Here is a 16,851-nt window from a genome sequence, read left to right as displayed (position 1 = left end):
GCCAGCGCCACCAGACGTTCCCCGCTTCCCAGGCGGCTCTGGTAGTGTCCGGGCCGGTGAGGATTCGCGCGTGAGCCAGGTTCCCGCCCCATTCGCTCCGAAATCCGGGCAACAGCTCCGAGGCCCCCGGCTGACCGGGCGCTTCGCGGACGGCACTCTGGGGGAGTTCCCCCTGGGGCCGTTGACGTCGCTCGGCCGTCATCCGTCCAACACGCTGCGCCTGGTGGACCGCGAGGTCTCCAAGGAGCACGCGACCATCGAGAAGGTGGGCAAGGACTTCGTCCTCAAGGACCTGGGGTCCTCGAACGGGACGTTCGTCAACGGCAAGCGGGTGAAGGAGCTGCGGCTGAAGGACGGGGACGAGATCGCCCTGGGCTCCTCGCGGCTCATCTTCCACAGCGGCGAGCAGCCGGCGGTCCCCGCGCCCGCGGCGCCCGGCGTGACGGTGGTGGCGCAGTCGGTGTCCATGCCCGCGTTCCTGGCGCAGATGGACCAGGTGCCGCAGAACTTCCGTCCGGTGGACCAGATGACGGACGGCGAGGCGCTGCGCCGCGACTACGAGAAGCTGCGCATCGCCCACGAGTTCCACCGGCAGGTGAGCACGCAGGGCAGCCAGACGGGCCTGTTCGAGCAGATCCTCAAGGTGGCCTTCCAGCTGCTCGCGGCGGACCACGGCGTCATCCTGAAGGTGGCCGGGGACGGGGAGTTCATCCCGGCGGCGGTGCACCACCGCACGGGCAAGCCGGTCAACGTCATGCTGTCCGACACGGTGCTCAAGCGCGTGGTGGAGACGGGCAAGGCGGTGCTGACGGCGGACGCCATCATCGACGAGCGCTTCTCCGCGGCGGAGAGCATCGTGGCGCAGGGCATCCGCTCCGCCATGGCGGTGCCGCTGATGGTGAACTCCAAGATTCAAGCGGTGCTCTTCCTGGACAGCCGCCAGCAGATCAACGCCTTCTCGGAGAAGGACCTGAACATCCTCTCCGGCATCGCCTCGCAGGCGAGCATCGCGCTGGAGAACGCGGCGTTGGGCGAGCAGATCCGCGCGGAGGCGGTGACGCGCGCGGAGCTGAGCCGCTTCCTGTCCAAGGCGGTGGCGGACGCGGTGATCTCCGGTGAGACGGAGGACCTGCGGCAGAGCCGGCTGGCGGAGGTGAGCTGCCTGTTCGCGGACATCCGCGGCTTCACGACCATCTCCGAGAACGAGTCGCCGCAGGAAGTGGTGTCGATGCTCAACACGTTCTTCACGGCGATGGCGGACGTGGTGTTCCGCTACGAGGGGAACCTGGACAAGTTCATCGGCGACTGTGTGATGGCGGTGTGGGGTCCGCCGCTGTCGCATCCGGACGACGCGGCGCGGGCGGTGCGGGCGGCGCTGGAGATGCAGGAGGCGGTGGATCAGATCAACCGCAACCGCGTGGCGGCCGGCAAGGCGCCCATCGAGGTGGGCATCGGCATCAACACGGGCCAGGCGGTCGTCGGCTACATGGGCAGCGCGGAGCGGCACGAGTTCACGGCCATCGGCGACACGGTGAACACGGCCTCGCGGTTGTGCGGCATGGCCAAGAGCGGCGAGGTGCTCGCGTCGGAGTCGACGGTGCGCAGGTCCGGCGCCGGCTTCGACGTGGAGGAACTGCCGGCGATGCAGGTCAAGGGCAAGGAGAAGGCCGTCCCCACCTACCGCGTCCATGGCGTGGAACATACGACCGCCGCCTCCCCGCGCCGATGACGACGACCCAGGAGTGTCCCAACTGCGGGACCCAACATGACACCCGGGTCTATGTCAGCGGGCAGAAGCTGACGTGCCGTTGTGGCATCCGCTTCGAGGTGCGTCGTCAGGACGTGGGTGGTGTGAAGCCGGTGGGGGCGGGCAACTCGAACATCACGTTCGCGCCGCACCGGGCGCAGCCGTTGAACGAGCACACGCGCGACACGGTGGTCCCGGGGCTGGGGGAGGAGCGCGCGTCGCGCAGCCCCAGCTATGCGAACGGCGGAGCGCTGCGGGATGCGTCCGCGGGGTCGAGCGGAATCGATTGGAGTGAGGAGCGGGAGCCCGGCTCGTCGAGGGTCGGCGCGGCTCCGAGTGGAATCGCGAGGGCGGGTGCCTCGTGGGTGGGTGGGACGTCCGCGGCCGGCGTGACGTCGGGCTCCGAGGCGCGAGCGCGCCTGGGCGCCGCTGTGAGCGCGGGTGGTGACGCCGCGTCAGTGGGCCCGGTGGCGCGCGTGGACGCGTCTTCGGGTGTGGCCGACATGAGAGACGTGGAAGCGGCGGGGGACGCGGCGCGCGACAGTGGTGTGGAGGTGTCCTTCGGGGACACGGACGTGCCCGGCCTGCGGGTGACGGGGACCGCCATCGATTCCTCACCGGGCGGCGTCGCGCTGTCGGGCGTGAGCGTGGGCGGCGAGGCTCCGGTGGCCTCGGGGCTTGCCGGAGGCGAGGCCTCCGTCCGTGGCGGCGTGTCGCCAGGCGCGCCGTTCGGAGTGGCGGTGCCAGGGGTGGGCGCAGCGGGTGATGCGCTGGCGCGCGTCGCCGCGTCTCCGAACGCTGCGGGGGGCGATGCTCCCGGGCATGGCGGGGCATCTCCGGGCGCACCGTTCGGCGTGCCCCTGCCGGGCGTTCGCGCGGGCGAGGTGCCCGTGCAGAGCGCTTCGGGCGGAGGAGAGGGTCCGGGCAACGGTCGGCAGGGCGTCCCGCAGTCCTCGAACGAGTCGGGCGGCGTTGGCCCGAGTGGCGTGGCGCTGCCCTCCTCGACGCCGGGGATGGATGTGCCCGTGGACGCGACGGTGGTGCGCTCGACGCGGCCGACGGGGCGGGGCGACGCCGACTCCGACCTGGACATCCACTCGGTGGAGACGTTCGTGGCGGCGGCGCGGGTGACGCTGCCGGGCTTCGAGCTGAAGGAGCTGCTGGGCCGCGGCGGCATGGGCGAGGTGTGGCTCGCGCGCCAGACGTCGCTGGGTCGCACGGTGGCGGTGAAGCTGCTCCCGCCGAAGCTGGCGAAGGACCCGGAGTTCGTGGCGCGGTTCGAGAAGGAGGCCACGGCGCTGGCCGCCCTCAACCACCCGAACATCGTGCAGATCATCGACCGGGGCGTGGCCGGCGAGCACTACTACTTCGTGATGGAGTTCGTGGAGGGCTGCTCGCTGCGCGAGGCCATCTCCACCGGCTCGTTGACGCCGCAGCAGGGCCTGAAGCTGATGCTCCAGGCGGCGCGCGCCATCGAGTGCGCGCACGACAAGGACATCATCCACCGCGACCTCAAGCCGGAGAACATCCTGCTGGACGGGCGCGGCAACGTGAAGGTGGCGGACTTCGGTCTCGCCGGCATCCGTCAGTCCGAGGCCCGGCTGCAGCTCACCGCGACGGCGGTGGCCATGGGCACGCTCAACTACATGGCGCCCGAGCAGCGGCGCGACGCGAAGAGCGTGGACGGCCGCGCGGACCTGTTCTCGTTGGGCGTGGTCCTCTACGAGCTGCTCACCGGGGAGCTCCCCCTGGGGCGCTTCAAGCTGCCGTCCAAGCGGGTGCCGGGGTTGGACCCGCGCGTGGACCACATCATCGACCGGCTGCTGGAGACGGACCCCGAGGCGCGCTACGCGAAGGCCACGGAGCTGTGCGAGGCGCTGGAGCTGCTGGTGGCCTCGACGTCCGCGCCCAACCAGACGACCCGGCCGACGCATCCCATCGAGGGGCGTCGCAAGTCGACGAGTCAGATCACCCGCAAGCTGCGGACCGGGTGGCGACGGGTGCGTGCAGGCCTGTCGGTGGTGGGTGGACTCGCGGTGCTGGGGCTCGGCGCGCGATGGGTCAACGGGCGGATGCCCGAGAAGCCGAACCCGCCGAACACGTACGCGGAGGCCTTCTCCACGGCGACCCTGGTCGAGGCGGCGACGCCGGATGGCGAGGCGCGCTTCGAGGTGTCCTTCGACGACAAGGGCCCCGAGGAGCTCAATCTCCACAGCGGCTTGTGGAAGGTCGAAGGCGGACAGCTCCGCGCATGGCAGGGGGGGCAGGATGCCGGTGGCCGGCGACTGGTGCCTCGCGCCTATGTGGCGACGCGCTACTTCGCGGCGGACCACTTCGACGCCTCGGTGATGATGGACGTGAAGCCGCTCGGGGACGAGTACCGTCCGGACGAGCCGGACTCACAGCACTACGGCGAGCTGTCCTTCCGCATCCGGGACCTCCAGGTGTCGGCCTTCGCGATTCCGGAGGTCGGCATGCGCCTGGCGTGGCGCTACTTCGCCGAGGACGGACAGGAGATCGTCGGCAACAGCGCGCAGGACACGGACGGGCTCGTCGAGGACGAGATGCCGCTGCCCGACCGGGGGCCCTACCAGGTGCGCCTGAAGCTCAGCCGCGTGAAGGGTGGGGTGCTCGCGGAGGGGTTCCTCGGGCGGCAGCGCTTCGCCCGGAAGCTGCTGCCCGGCCTGGAGAACCGCGTCGCCAAGGTGGCGGTGGGATGCCGCAACCTCGCCTGCACCTTCGATGACCTGAAGGTGAAGGGGCAGCTCCGCGAGCAGCCGCTGCGCCGGGCCTCCGCGGGCCAGGAGCAGTAGCGGGTTCAGCGGCGTGCGCCGACTCGAGAGGGGAGCCGTCGGTTCCGCTCCTCACCTCGACAGCTCGTCCGAAATCAGTCGAAGCATCGCGGCGGCACGGTCGAGATCGACGGACGCTGCTCGCTCCGGCTGGGCTCGCAGCTTGTCCAGCTCGACGAGGTCATCGTCGAGCGAACCCACGGTCAATGGAGGCTGCTTCGTCATGTCCACCCATTCCGGGCTCGGTACGTTCCAGTAGTAGTCGCGCTTCCCGGTGTCGAGCCTCTCGATGCCCCGCGAACGTGCGAGTGCGAGAAGTTGCGAGATGCATTGTTCCAACTCATCGAGGGTCACTGGCCGCCTCCACGGAACTCCATGGCCGTGTGAATCCTACCCGCCTGCCTCCTGAGATGTTTCTCCAGCACCTGCGCCCCGAGGCGGGGCTGGACTCACGAGCGGTCGGCTCATGAGGGCCGCGGTGCGCGGGAGGCACATTTTCAACATTCCCCTCGCACGAACCGGCCGGACGCAGTCCGACGGAGGGCGGTTCGCGCGGCACCTGTCAGGCGCGGGACGGGGTGAGACTCCGGGCGACCTTGCGCGAGCCTGTCCAACGCACCACCTTCCCTCGGTATCCGGGGTCTGGCGTGGAGCGGGCCCTGTTCGTGCGGCCGGGGGACAGGATGGAATTCTGGCGCGCCGTGCTGGCGCCCATCTATGCGGCGCTCCTGGCAGGGCTGGTGGTGGCCGTGCTGACCGTGGGACGGCGGGGGCCGGACTCGCGTGTCCCCCGTCTGCCGCTGGTCTGGTTCGGCATGCTGGCCTTCGGCGGCTTCCTGCTCGTCTCCGGGCTGGGCAACGTGGCCTTCGTGGTGTGGTCGTCCGAGTCGTTCGGCAGGTCGGTAGGCATCGCGCTGCTGGTGGCGGCGGCCCTGCTCGCGGTGCGGGGCACCCGGGTCCGTTCGGGCTCGGAGCTGCTGCGCGACTCGGCGCCGAAGAGCCTGGATGACGCCGTGGCGGAACTGTGCGCCGGGGCCTCCATGAGCTGGGGTGTCTTCCAGGGCACGCTCGATGCGCAGGAGGAGCTGACATCGCCAGGGGGCGTGGGCTGCGCGTTCTACGAAGCGGAGCTGCGCGAGGTCGCCTCGGATGGGCGCAAGGGGACGCTGCTGTCTCGTGAGCGCGCCTATTCCCCGACGCTGACATTGCGCGGCGCGCGCATCCGGGCGCGAGTGCGCTTCTCGCCCGCGTCGTTGATGGCGCCCGTGCGGCCCCGCCGCTGCAGGACGGTCTGTCTGCCGACGCCCTCAGCGTGGCTCGAGGAGCGGCCGGTGACGCCGGAGGGCGCCTCGGTGCCCGAGGCTCGCCAGCTGACGGACGAGCCCTGGGCCTTGTCCTGGGAGCGCGTGGGGACCGCGGGCGAGACGTGCTTCGTGGTGGGTGAGCTCCGACGGGGCCCGAGCGAGGGCTCCTACGAGCTGTGCGGTCGCGGCGGCGGACCCGCCCTGGTCGTCCTGGGGCCGGAGGCGCAGGACACGCGAGGTACGCTGGCTCGCCGCGCCTGGACGCACTTCACGGCGGCCGGGGTGATGTCCGTGGCCGCCGCGCTGATGTTGTCGCGCACGCTGTGAGCTCCGCGCCCTGCCTACGTTGACGACGACGGGCCCCACGCGGTGGAGAACACGAGCTGCTCCTGGCTGCTCGCGATCCGCACGGTGAACGTGCGCTCGATGCCGCCGAGCCCGCGAGGAGTCGCCTTCGCGACCTCGGCGAGCAGTGCCCCCGCGGCGCGCAGGTGGAACCCCGTGTTCCACATCCCCTCCAACTCACCGTGCACCGCGCGCAGCTCCTCGCCGCTCCGCCGCTCGTCGATGGAGCGACGCAGCCGCACGAGGCCCTCCACGAACCGGCGGCACTTGCCCAGCGTCCCGCTGTTCGCCTGCGTCACCTCCGCGAAGGTGAACCTGCCGCCGATACCGCTCCACGTCTTCTCGCGCAGCAGCAGGTCCGAGGCGAGCTGCTTCACCGTCGCGTCGCGCTCGATGAACCACTGGGCGATCTGCGCGGCGCGGGTGGGGGAGAGGTCTCCGGACAGGAAGCTGCCCTTGTCCAGGACCTCGTTGAGGTACGACTCCCAGATGGGCGCGTAGACCAGCTTGCGGAACTCCGGGGACACCCGCGCCGTCTGCTCGCTCCACGGCATGGCCCGGGCGAGCGCGCGGGAGAACAGCTTGACGTCGAACCCCTGCAGTCTCGGCAGGATCTCGCGCAGCATGTCGTCCGACACCTTGAGCTCCAGCTGCGTCTCCACGTCCGACCTGCCCACGTGCGCGTCGAGCTTCGTCAGCACCGTGGCGGCGTCGTTCGCGTCCAGCACGCCCCACACGACGGCGTCGTCCACCGCCTCGCGCAGCTCCTGCTTCGACAGCTTCTTCTTCTGGCCCCACAGCAGCATGTGCAGGCCCAGGCGGAAGTCCGGCGCCGTCGGGGCCAGGGTGAACGTCTCCATGTCCGCGCGGAAGTCCACCACCCACCGGCCACGGTGGCCCAGGAACGAGTCCTCGTACGCGCGCTGCCCGAGGAACGCCTGCCGCCGCGCGCCCTGGAGGTTCTCCTGGTTCACCCAGGTCTGCTTCCGCGTGGAGCGCGCCTTGAGCACCTCGAAGCTGCCCAGGCCGAGCGTGAAGCCCACGGTCGACTGGAGCGTGGCGGAGGAGGTGTTCAGGTAGTTGCGCAGCGTGTAGCTCCCCGCGTTCGCAGGCTCACGCAGCCACGCGAGCAGGTCCACCAGGCTGCCGCGCAGCAGCGAGCCGTGGAAGCGCAGCGCGGTGGTCTCGTCCAGCTCCACCTCCAGCAGCGTGGAGGACTCGGATACGCGCAGGTACTCGTACTGGAAGGACGCCGCCACGCGCGCCTTCACCAACGTGTCGAGCGCGCTCGACACCTTCTGCTTGAGCTGCCCCCACTCCTGCTTCAGGTGGTCCAGGACGACCAGCTGCGGGTCCAGCCCCAGCCGCTCCAGGATGCTGCGAAGCTGGGCCTGCTCCTCGGCGCTGAGCACCTTGTCGAGGGCCTTGTCGACCAGCTCCTCCACCTTCGCCTCGGCCTGTCCGGTGATGGCCGTGAGCACCTCGCCGAGCCGCTTGCGCACCGCCTCCGCGTCCGCCAGCTCCACCTGGAGGTTGAGCCCCGCGCCCAGCGTGGCCTCGCGCGACTTCGCCTTGCGCACGGCCAGCTGGATGCGGCTCGCGGCGGGGCGGGAGAAGACGAGCTGGTAGTCGTCCGTGAGCGACACGCGCGCGCCCACCTTCGCGTCGAGCGCCGTCTTCAGCTCGATGAGCTCGCTGGTGCGCACGAAGGCCAGGTTCGCCAGGTTCGTGGTGAACAGGTCCGCCCAGTTCAGCTCGAGCCCCGCCTCCAGCGTCCCGCGCACCTGCCACGCCACCGCGTCGCCCGGGCCCAGCTTGGTCAGGTCCGTGGACAGCACCAGCAGCCGTGGATGCGACAGGTCCTCCTTCGCCGCCTCGCGCATGTTCCGCGTCAGCGGGTGCGCCCGGTAGTCGCTGAGCGTGGCGAACACCTCGCTCTTGCCCTGTCCGGACACGAACGGCAGCGAGCCGGTGGACCCCGCGGACTTGATGCGCGCGGTGGCCTGGTAGCGCATCCAGCCGGTCTCTCCTCCCAGCAGCAGCTGGGGCCGGGAGCCGTCGGAGGCCGGCGCGTTGGCGGCGGCGGGCTCGCCCACCACGCCGTTCTCGTCCACGTCACCGGGCGAGTTGAAGTTGCGCACCGTGGCCTCCACGGCCCCGTCGAACGACAGCGTGAAGTCCGCGAGGCTCAGCTTGGGCGGCAGGATGTTGTCCCGCGTGAGGCCCTCCTGCGCGAGCGTCACCCGGATGTCCTGGTCCTGCAGCTTCACGTCCGGAAGCTTCTCGGCCAGCGCCGGCGGAAGTTGGGCGAGCAGCGACTCGATGACCTTCATGGGTTTCCCCTCGGACGGAATGGATGGCCGCTCCAGCATGCTCCAGGTTCTACCGGGAGGCACGTGCTGTCGGTTCCAAGGGGTAATTCTGGACTGACGCGGAAGGCCGCCTGCCCACCGGGGCGCGGCGCTCACGCCTCGTCGGCGAGGCCGTACTCCTTGAGCTTGCGGGCGAGCGTGTTGCGGCCGATCTCCAGCACCTTCGCGGCGGCGGTGCGGTTGCCCTTCACGGCGTCCAGGACGCGCAGGATGTGCAGGCGCTCCACCTCGGCCAGGGACTTCAGGCCCGGCTCGGACGCGGCGGGCGCCAGGGTGCGCACGGGCTCCGCGGGCGTGCTCCCGGGGATGCGGTCCAGGTCCGGCAGGGGCAGGTGCTCCTCGAGGATCTCCCCCTCGCACAGCACCACGGCACTCTCGATGCAGTTCTCCAGCTCGCGCACGTTGCCCGGCCAACGGTAGCGCTTGAGCCGCTCCAGCGCGGCGGGGCTGAGGCGCGGCGTCACCAGGCGATGTCTCCGCGCGGCGGTGGCGACGAAGTGGCGGGCCAGCCGCTCGATGTCCTCGGCGCCGCGCTCGCGCAGCGGGGGCAGCACCACCTCCACGACCTTGATGCGGTAGTAGAGGTCCTCGCGGAAGCGGCCCTCGGCCACCATGCGCGCCAGGTCTCGATGCGTGGCCGCGACGATGCGCACGTCCACCTTGATGGCCTGCGTGCCGCCCACGCGCTCGAACTCGCGGTCCTGCAGGACACGCAGCAGCTTGCCCTGCACGGGCAGGGGCAGCTCGCCAATCTCGTCGATGAACACGGTGCCGTTGTCGGCCGCCTCGAACTTGCCGGGCATCCGGTGGTCCGCGCCGGTGAAGGCGCCCTTCTCGTGGCCGAACAGCTCGTTCTCGATGAGCGTGGCGGGCAGGGCGGCGCAGTCGACCTTGATGAACGGCTTGTCGCGGCGCGGGCCGTTGACGTGCACGGCGCGCGCGAAGAGCTCCTTGCCGCTGCCGCTCTCTCCGCGCAGCAGCACGGTGGCGTCGGTGGGCGCGGCCTTGCGCACCAGCCGGTAGATGCTCTGCAGCTGCGGGGACTCGCCGATGATGCGGTTGAAGAAGTAGCCCACCGGCGCCTGGGGCTGGTCCTTGGCGCGCTGCAGCTCCTGGTAGAGGCTGGTGCTCTGCAGGGCGGAGCTCACCTGCGACGCGATGGCGTCCAGCCGCTCGGTGTCCTCATGCGTGAAGCGGTCCGCGCCCCGGCGGTTGAGCACCTGGAGCACGCCGTACAGCGCGCCGTCCACGTCGCGCAGCGGCACCGCGAGCAGGCTGGTGGTGCGGTAGCCCGTCATCCGGTCGATGTCCGCGAAGAAGCGCTGCTCGCCGCGCGGGTCCGGCACGTTGATGGGCTGGCCCTGCTGGGCCACGGTGCCGGCGACGCCCTGGCCCAGCTTCACGCGAATCTGGGACACCTCCGGCAGGTGCGCCGCGCGGCTGAACAGCTCGCGCCGTGCGGGGTCCAACAACCACAGCGTGCCCCGGTCCGCCTGCATGGTGGCGGCGATGCGGTCCATCAACGTCTGGAGGAAGGCGTCGAGGTCCACCTCACGGCCCACCAGCGCCCCGAAGGGGAGGAGGACCTGGGTGACATCCGGGGCGGGGGGCATGGTGGGCAGGGGCGGGAGGATGAAGGCCGAAGCGTCACCATAGCATCCGTGTGGCATCGTCCGGCCCACCTCTCAGGCCGCGCGGCCCAGCACCAGTCGTTGGCCCTCGCGCGCCGGCTCGCACACCGGGAACAGCGTCCGCGCCTGCTCGGCCATGTCCTCCAGCACCTCGTCCGAGTGCGCCGGGTCATGGTGGAACAGGCACAGCCGCCGCGCGCCCACCGTCTTCGCCACGCCCGCCGCGTCCATCATCGTCGAGTGGCCCCAGCCCTTCTTCGGGATGCCCTTCTTCCCGTCGTACTCATCGGGCGTGTACTGCGCGTCCAGACACAGCACGTCCGCGCCCTCGAACAGCCGCGCCACCTCCGGCGACAGGTCCTCCAGCCGCAGCTCCACGTCCGTGGCGTAGATGAACGAGTGCCCGTCCGCCTCCACGCGGTACGCCAGGCACCCCTGCGGGTGCGGCACGTCGATGGGCGTCACCTTGAACGGGCCCACCTCCACCGTCCTCGCGTGCAGCGCGGACAGGAAGTCCATCTTCGAGCGCATGGTGCTCAGCGGCACCGGGAAGTGCGGCGGCTGCATCTGCGCCGCAAGCTCCGACTGGAGCGCCTGCGCGCCATTCGCGCCGGGGCCGTACATCGTCAGCCGCGACGTGGGCAGGTACGCCGGGGTGAAGAAGGGGAAGCCCTGCACGTGGTCCCAGTGCAGGTGCGAGAAGAACATCGTCACGTCGTGCGGAATCGGCTCGCGCATCATCGACTCGCCCAGCGCGCGCAGGCCCGTGCCCGCGTCGAGGATCAGCCGGTGGCCCTGGCTCGTCACCTCCACGCAGGCCGTGTTGCCGCCGATGCGTGAGCCAGAAACCGCGATGCTGCCGCGAACGCCGTAGAACCGGATATCCATGATGTGCCTCCTCAAGCTGGCGGGCCTCCTCGGGAGGACGCCCTGATGCCCCGTGCTTCAGCACGTGGGATGCCATGGCCAAGTGGCTGGAATTATTGGCGAGAGGTCTGACATTCCGGGACGCTGCACCATTCTGGAGCGCCCCCGGATGGTGCGGCCGTACCATTCCGGAGCGTCCGGAATTCATGGGTGTTCTGGGAGGTGCCGGGGCGTCGGAGGGGCTCGCCGGGAGGCCGGTGGCGGCGTGGGAGATCCGGTATAGGACGGGCCCATGGCGTTGATTGCGTTCTGCACCATCAAGGGCGGCGTGGGGAAGACCACGCTCTGCGCGCACGTGGCCTCGGCGCTGGCGGACGCGGGCCGGCGGGTGCTCGTGCTGGACCTGGACCCGCAGGCGCACGCGTCGCTGGTGCTGGGGTTGGAGAGTCGTGAGGGGCCGTGCCTCGCGGAGGCGCTGGGGCCGCGGCCGAAGTACCGGCTGGACGACGTGGTGGTGGCGTCACCGAAGCGTCCCACGCTCTTCATCGCGCCGGCGGCGCCGCGCATGGCGGCCCTGGAGCGCGAGCTGTTCCAGTGGGGTCACCGGCTGCAGGCGATTCCACGGGCGCTCAAGACGCTGAGCTGGACGCCGGACATCATCCTGGTCGACACGCCGCCGAGCATCGGCGCGTACACGGAGGCGGTGCTGGCGTTCGCGGACCTGGTGGTGGCGCCGGTGCCCACGGGCGCGTTCGCGCTGCAGGGGCTGGGCGAGATTGAGGCGGCGTGGCGCGACGTGCGCGAGGCGCAGGGCGGCGAGCTGGTGGCGGTGGTGAACCTGTGGGATCGGCGCACTCCGGCGACGAACGGGGCGATGGAGGAGGCGCTGAGGGACTCGACGGTGCCGGTGCTGCGGGCGCGCATTCCGCGCTCGGAGTCCATCAATCAGGCGGGGTTGGGCTACGAGGTGGTGTTCGACACGAGCCCCGCGGCGCCGGGGGTCGAGGAGCTGCGCTCGCTGGCGCAGGAGCTGGCGAAGCGGGTGGGGCTGCGCTGAGGGAATCGTCGACGCCCGTCCCTCTCGACGGACGGGACGGGCGCCTCAAGGGCCCTCAGAGGTGGTAGTGGCCCGAGGCCTCGGGCTGGTACGGCACGGCGACGATGCGCAGCCGCTTGGTGCGGCCGTTCGGCAGCGGCCAGACGATGGACTGGCCCACGGACAGGCCGATGAGCGCGCTGCCGATGGGCGCCAGCACGGAGATGCGGCCCTCGTCGCTGCGCGCGTCCTTCGGGTAGACGAGCGTCACCTGACGCTGCTCGCCGGTCTGCTCGTCCTCGAAGAGCACGGTGCTGTTCATCGTCACCACGCTGGGGGGCACCGTCTCCGAGCTGACGACGTGGGCCCGGCCCAGCTCCGACTCGAGCATCTCCACGAGCTCGGCCGTGCGGCCCCCTCCATGGTGGTCGATGACCTGGCGCAGACGGTCCAGGTCGGTCTCAGTCACGATGAGGGACTGCTCGCTGCTCATGGCGATGACTCCGGGGAAAAAGAAATGAGGATAGGGTGAACACTGGGGCAACGGTTGGGAGAAATATCTATTCCCGGCGAGCCCGGAGAGGGCTTGCGGGGTGGGGGGTCACTCCCGCTCGCGCGAGGCGGGGAGCCGCAGGACCCACCACTCGATGCCCTGGGCGCCGTCGTCCGCGAGGAAGAAGGTCTGCGTGTTCGTGGGCGTGAACACGTAGGGGAGCGAGCCTGTCGGGCCCGGGGCCAGCTCCTGACGCAGGAGGGTGCCCGCCGTGGTGCCGTTGGACTCCCAGAGCTCGGGGCCGGTGCGGCCGTCGTCGGCGTGGAAGAGGGCGAGCGCGCCGACCGAGGTCATCCAGCGTGGCTCGGAGCCCTGGGGGCCCGGGTTCAGGTCCTTCACGAGGGCGGCGCGCGGAACCCCTTTGTCGGCGCGCCAGGGCTCTCGTCCGTGGACCCCGTCCTCCGCGCTGAAGAGGACGCTGGGGCCCAGGAGCGTGAAGTCCTGGGGGTAGGAGCCGGAGGGACCGGGGTGCACGTCGAACACGAGCGCGGTGCCGGGACGGGTGGCGTCGGTGGACCAGGGCTCGCGGCCGACGCTGGGCTCGGTGGCGGCGAAGTAGACGCGATCTCCCGTCGCGGTGAAGGAGGCGGGGGACGAGCCCTCGGGGCCGGGCCAGAGGTCTCGGAGGATATAGGTGCCGGGCGCGGTGCCGTCGCTGACCCAGGGCTCCTCTCCCTGGCGTCCGTCGTTCGCGGCGAAGACGATGCGCTGGCCGCGCACGGTGAGCGATGAGGGGAACGAGCCCGCGGGCCCGGGGCGGATGTCCTTGACGAGCCGGGTGCCTGTCTCGGTGCCATCGCTGACGCACAGCTCCCAGCCCAGGTCGGGGATGTCGGCGGTGAAGAAGAGGCGCGAGCCCAACGGCGTGAGGTGACGCGGGGAGCTGTTGTCGACACCCGGGGCGAGGTCCCTCACGAGCACGGTGCCCTGCGGGGTTCCATCGGTGCGCCAGAGCTCCTCGCCATGGAGCGCGTCGCGGGCGTTGAAGTACGCGACGCCGTTCATCACCACGGGAGTGCCCGCGCCCTGACTGCTTCCGAGGCCGGGGCGGATGTCCTTGATGAGCGTGGTGCCCTCGGCGGTGCCGTCGGTGCGCCACAGCTCGCGGCCGTGCACGCCGTCATCGGCGAAGAAGAGGACCCAGGGGCCGAGGACGACGAAGCCGGAGGGCTCGGAGGAGAGCGGGCCGGGGCGGAGGTCCTTGATGAGCGTGGTGCCCTCGGCGGTGCCGTCGGTGCGCCAGGGTTCCTGGCCCACGCTGCCGTCGTTGGCGTCGAAGTAGAGGTTGCCCGCGCGGGTCACCCAGGCGTGGGGTTCCGGGCCGCCCGCGCCGGGGTGGATGTCCTGGATGAGGCGCGCGGGCGCGGAGGTGCTCAGGCGCGAGTCCTCGTCGTCGCTGGCGCGGGAGAGGCGTCGGGAGAGGACGCGGAAGTCGTAGCCGAGGTCTCTTGCCCACAGCTCCGCGCCGGTGGCCCGGGTGTTGGCGGTGAAGAAGACGCGTCGGCCGCTGACGGTGAAGTCGCGGGCGGAGGAGGAGTACGCGCCGGGGGCGAGGTCCTCCAGGCGCGAGGTGCCGCGTCCGGAGCCGTTGCTGGTCCACGGCTCGTGTCCCTTCCCTGGCTCACGGGCGGAGAAGTACAGCCGGCCGTGGGTCGCGCGGAGGAACGCGAGCGCCGAGCCCTCGGGGCCTGGGGTGATGTCCTTGATGAGGACGGTGCCCTGCGGTGTGCCGTCGCTGCGCCACAGCTCGTCGCCGTGCTCGGGGGACCACGCGGAGAAGTAGAGACGTCCCTCCAGGGCGGTGAGCTCGCGAGGGTTGGCGCTGCCGGGACCTGGGGCGATGTCGCGCACGAGGAGCGTGCCCTGGGGTGTGCCGTCGCTGCGCCACAGCTCGTCGCCGTGCGTGGGCGTATGGGCGACGAAGTAGAAGAGGGTGCCCGCGGCGATGGCTCGTGGTGAGGCATTGACGATGGGGAGTGAGAGATCCGCGACGTGCTTCGTACCGTTCGTGGTGCCGTCGCTGGTCCAGAGCGAGAGGCGCGGAGGCTGCGAAGGGAGGTCGTCCTCGCGTTCGTGGCGCACGAAGAAGAAGAGCTGTCCGGCCACGTCGGTGAGCGCGCTGGGGTGGAGGATGATGCCGGGCGGGGCTTCGAGGCTTCGGACGGCGTGGGTGCCTCGGGGCGAGCCATCGCTGCGCCACAGGGTGTTGCCCATGAAGAAGAAGAGGTGGCCGTTCGACGGGGTGAGGTGCGTGGGGATGGCGTCCTCGGCGTGCTTGTCGAGGGCCTTGATGAGCTGCGAGCCGGAGAGGGTGCCATCGGTTCGCCAGAGCTCGGTGCGGGACGGGGTCTGCGTGGCGAGAAAGTAGAGCGAGTCCTCGAGCACTGTGAGCGCCTGGGGGCTGGAGCCCTCGGGGCCGGGCATGAGGTCCGTGACGAGGCGCGTGGTGGAGGCCTTGCCGTCGCTGCGCCACAGCTCCTCGCCGTGGGTGCCGTCATCGGCGACGAAGAAGAGGGTGTTGCCCAGGGCGGTGAGTTCGCGAGGATGGGAGCCGAGGCGGCCGGGGCGGAGGTCCTTGACGAGGAGGGTGCCCTGGTCGGTGCCGTCGCTCTTGTAGAGCTCGGTGCCACGGGAGCGGTCCGTGGCGACGAAGAAGAGCAGGCCGTCGACGTCGGTCAGCGCGTGGGGGTTGGAGCTGAGGCGACCTCCGGCGAGGTCATCCACGGGGTAGGGGGCGTCCTGGACGTCAGGTGCCCCACCGAGGCTGCTGGTCGACTGGGATTGTGCATCCTGGTCCCCGCAGCACAGGCCCGTGAGCAGCAGCAGCAAGTACAGCGAGGAGCGGAGGAGCCGCGGGTCCATGGTGGGCACCGATGCGATGGGGCGCACAAAGGTGGCTTGTTCCAGGCGCGCGTGAAGCCACCCCCTGGGGAGGGGAAGTGTCTGTTTGACGAGAGAGCAGGGGTGGGGAGTGTTGGCGCGCAAAGACTGCCAGTCCCATTCGCGTCCAGTGGTCTTGGTGCGGGGACTGGTGCTAGACAATCCAGCCAGGGCCGGAGTCGAGGACACAATGCGATTGAAGCTAGTCGGGATGGTGGCGTGTGCCGTGGTGGTACTGGCCTGCGGTGGGGCGAGTGATGGGCTCGTGGGCCGGGTGACGCAGGAAGGGCAGCCCGTGCAGGGCGCGCTCGTGTACCTGACCGAATCGCCGAGCGCGAGCACGGAGACGGACGCGGATGGGCGCTTCAAGCTGAGCGCTCCGTCGGGGCGACACGAGGTCACCGCGCGTTATCAGGCGGAGGATGGGGCGCTCAACGAGCAGCGCTTCATGGCGGAGGTGGACGTCACGGCGGAGCTGCGGTTGCCGCGGCCCACGCGCCTCCAGGAGCCCGTGGTCGTCGATGCCGGCACCGTCCGGCTGTCGTGGAACCCGTACTCGGGCGCGGACTTCCGTGAGTACAAGTTGTACCGGGCGAAGAGCGCCGCGCTCGATGAGTCCACGGGAACGCTGGTGTACGTGGGCATGGTGCCGGGAGAGACGGAGTTCGTGGACGAGGACGTACGTCCCGGTGACGTCTTCTTCTACCGGCTCTTCGTGATGAATGACTTCGGGCGACTGGCGGGCAGCAACATCAAGCGTCTGCCGATGCCCAATGTGAACCTGGTGCAGGGTGGCGACTTCGAGGAGTTCGCTGTCGGCTCGACGCCCACGGGGTTCACGCTGGGCCCGGACCAGCAATGGGTCGTGAGTGATGAGCGGGCCTATTCGGGAACACGATCCGTGCGCGGCACGGGCAACTTCTCGAACATTTTCGATGGGATCAAGCAGCGCATCCCGGGGAAGCTCCTCGTGCAGGGAGCTCGCTACCGCCTCTCGTTCCGCTATATGCGAGAGGCGTTCGGCCGGCCGGACCCCTCGCTCCCAGAGGATTATTCGAACGGCAACTTCATTCGGTTGGAGTCGAAGATGCCAGATTTGGGCTGGGCTGATCTGTACTTCTCCTCAGTGGGTGAGGGCGTCGATACCTCCTGGCAGGTCATGACCCGGACCTTCGTCGTGGAGAAGAGTGGTGACGCCACGGCGATGGTGTGTATCGAGCGTTCACGCAGCGGCCCGGGACCCGACTGGGTCTTGTGGGTCGACGACATGAGGTTGGAGCGGGTGCTGGAGTAGCAGACACCTGTTGCCCTTCGCAGGGCGGGG

At 70.4% G+C, this 16,851-nt stretch carries 11 protein-coding genes; 5 read left to right on the top strand and 6 right to left on the bottom strand.

Features of this window, described 5'->3' with window-relative positions:
* Positions 1–70 precede the first annotated feature (70 nt).
* Both VZQ01_RS41855 and VZQ01_RS41850 read left to right on the top strand, forming a co-directional pair.
* Positions 71–1,729 carry an adenylate/guanylate cyclase domain-containing protein gene (locus tag VZQ01_RS41855; protein WP_426746452.1) on the top strand — a complete coding sequence of 553 codons (1,659 nt, stop codon included), beginning with the start codon at positions 71–73 and terminating at the stop codon, positions 1,727–1,729.
* Positions 1,726–4,560, top strand: a complete 2,835-nt coding sequence (locus tag VZQ01_RS41850; RefSeq protein WP_426746451.1) for a serine/threonine-protein kinase — start codon at positions 1,726–1,728, stop codon at positions 4,558–4,560. The genes VZQ01_RS41855 and VZQ01_RS41850 overlap by 4 nt, the downstream gene beginning before the upstream one ends.
* A 51-nt stretch (positions 4,561–4,611) precedes the next feature.
* On the opposite strand, the gene VZQ01_RS41845 is transcribed toward VZQ01_RS41850, so the two are convergent.
* Entirely contained in the window at positions 4,612–4,893 is a 282-nt protein-coding gene (locus tag VZQ01_RS41845; protein ID WP_426746450.1) for a hypothetical protein, read from the bottom strand.
* 329 nt (positions 4,894–5,222) lie between these two features.
* Here VZQ01_RS41845 and VZQ01_RS41840 point away from each other — a divergent pair, with 329 nt between their 5' ends.
* The gene (locus VZQ01_RS41840) at positions 5,223–6,170 is read left to right on the top strand and encodes a hypothetical protein (RefSeq protein WP_426746449.1); all 948 of its coding nucleotides are present in this window, start codon (positions 5,223–5,225) and stop codon (positions 6,168–6,170) included.
* A 14-nt stretch (positions 6,171–6,184) separates the two neighbouring features.
* Here the strand turns inward: VZQ01_RS41840 and VZQ01_RS41835 are convergent, their stop codons facing one another.
* From VZQ01_RS41835 to VZQ01_RS41825, 3 genes are all read right to left on the bottom strand, one after another.
* Positions 6,185–8,521 carry a hypothetical protein gene (locus VZQ01_RS41835; RefSeq protein ID WP_426746448.1) on the bottom strand — a complete coding sequence of 779 codons (2,337 nt, stop codon included), beginning with the start codon at positions 8,519–8,521 and terminating at the stop codon, positions 6,185–6,187.
* Positions 8,522–8,652: 131 nt separating this feature from the next.
* Positions 8,653–10,230, bottom strand: a complete 1,578-nt coding sequence (locus VZQ01_RS41830; protein ID WP_223748699.1) for a sigma-54-dependent Fis family transcriptional regulator — start codon at positions 10,228–10,230, stop codon at positions 8,653–8,655.
* A 15-nt stretch (positions 10,231–10,245) separates the two neighbouring features.
* Positions 10,246–11,079 carry an MBL fold metallo-hydrolase gene (locus tag VZQ01_RS41825; protein WP_223748698.1) on the bottom strand — a complete coding sequence of 278 codons (834 nt, stop codon included), beginning with the start codon at positions 11,077–11,079 and terminating at the stop codon, positions 10,246–10,248.
* Positions 11,080–11,350: 271 nt separating this feature from the next.
* Here VZQ01_RS41825 and VZQ01_RS41820 point away from each other — a divergent pair, with 271 nt between their 5' ends.
* Complete coding sequence (locus VZQ01_RS41820; protein WP_223748697.1) at positions 11,351–12,115, top strand: ParA family protein; 765 nt, start codon at positions 11,351–11,353, stop codon at positions 12,113–12,115.
* A gap of 55 nt (positions 12,116–12,170) precedes the next feature.
* On the opposite strand, the gene rnk is transcribed toward VZQ01_RS41820, so the two are convergent.
* Positions 12,171–12,587 carry a nucleoside diphosphate kinase regulator gene (gene rnk / locus VZQ01_RS41815; RefSeq protein WP_223748696.1) on the bottom strand — a complete coding sequence of 139 codons (417 nt, stop codon included), beginning with the start codon at positions 12,585–12,587 and terminating at the stop codon, positions 12,171–12,173.
* Positions 12,588–12,695: 108 nt separating this feature from the next.
* Positions 12,696–15,509: an ELWxxDGT repeat protein gene (locus VZQ01_RS41810; protein WP_426746447.1), complete on the bottom strand. Its 2,814-nt coding sequence runs from the start codon at positions 15,507–15,509 to the stop codon at positions 12,696–12,698.
* Positions 15,510–15,717: 208 nt separating this feature from the next.
* Between VZQ01_RS41810 and VZQ01_RS41805 the strand changes: the two genes are divergently transcribed.
* Positions 15,718–16,821 carry a carboxypeptidase-like regulatory domain-containing protein gene (locus tag VZQ01_RS41805; RefSeq protein ID WP_426746446.1) on the top strand — a complete coding sequence of 368 codons (1,104 nt, stop codon included), beginning with the start codon at positions 15,718–15,720 and terminating at the stop codon, positions 16,819–16,821.
* Positions 16,822–16,851 lie beyond the last annotated feature (30 nt).

This window comes from Myxococcus faecalis (assembly GCF_050039385.1).
Taxonomy (GTDB): Bacteria; Myxococcota; Myxococcia; order Myxococcales; family Myxococcaceae; genus Myxococcus; species Myxococcus fulvus.
Note: the sequence above shows the minus strand (reverse complement) of the source record. Positions and strands in the feature narration are given on the sequence as shown.

Bases quoted from the DNA above. Each gene is read 5' to 3' on its own strand.
- VZQ01_RS41840 (WP_426746449.1), top strand. From the start codon at position 5,223: ATGGAATTCTGGCGCGCCGTGCTGGCGCCCATCTATGCGGCGCTCCTG.
- VZQ01_RS41820 (WP_223748697.1), top strand. From the start codon at position 11,351: ATGGCGTTGATTGCGTTCTGCACCATCAAGGGCGGCGTGGGGAAGACC.
- VZQ01_RS41835 (WP_426746448.1), bottom strand. From the start codon at position 8,521: ATGAAGGTCATCGAGTCGCTGCTCGCCCAACTTCCGCCGGCGCTGGCC.
- VZQ01_RS41830 (WP_223748699.1), bottom strand. From the start codon at position 10,230: ATGCCACACGGATGCTATGGTGACGCTTCGGCCTTCATCCTCCCGCCC.
- VZQ01_RS41825 (WP_223748698.1), bottom strand. From the start codon at position 11,079: ATGGATATCCGGTTCTACGGCGTTCGCGGCAGCATCGCGGTTTCTGGC.
- VZQ01_RS41810 (WP_426746447.1), bottom strand. From the start codon at position 15,509: ATGGACCCGCGGCTCCTCCGCTCCTCGCTGTACTTGCTGCTGCTGCTC.
- VZQ01_RS41805 (WP_426746446.1), top strand. From the start codon at position 15,718: ATGCGATTGAAGCTAGTCGGGATGGTGGCGTGTGCCGTGGTGGTACTG.
- VZQ01_RS41850 (WP_426746451.1), top strand. From the start codon at position 1,726: ATGACGACGACCCAGGAGTGTCCCAACTGCGGGACCCAACATGACACC.
- rnk (WP_223748696.1), bottom strand. From the start codon at position 12,587: ATGAGCAGCGAGCAGTCCCTCATCGTGACTGAGACCGACCTGGACCGT.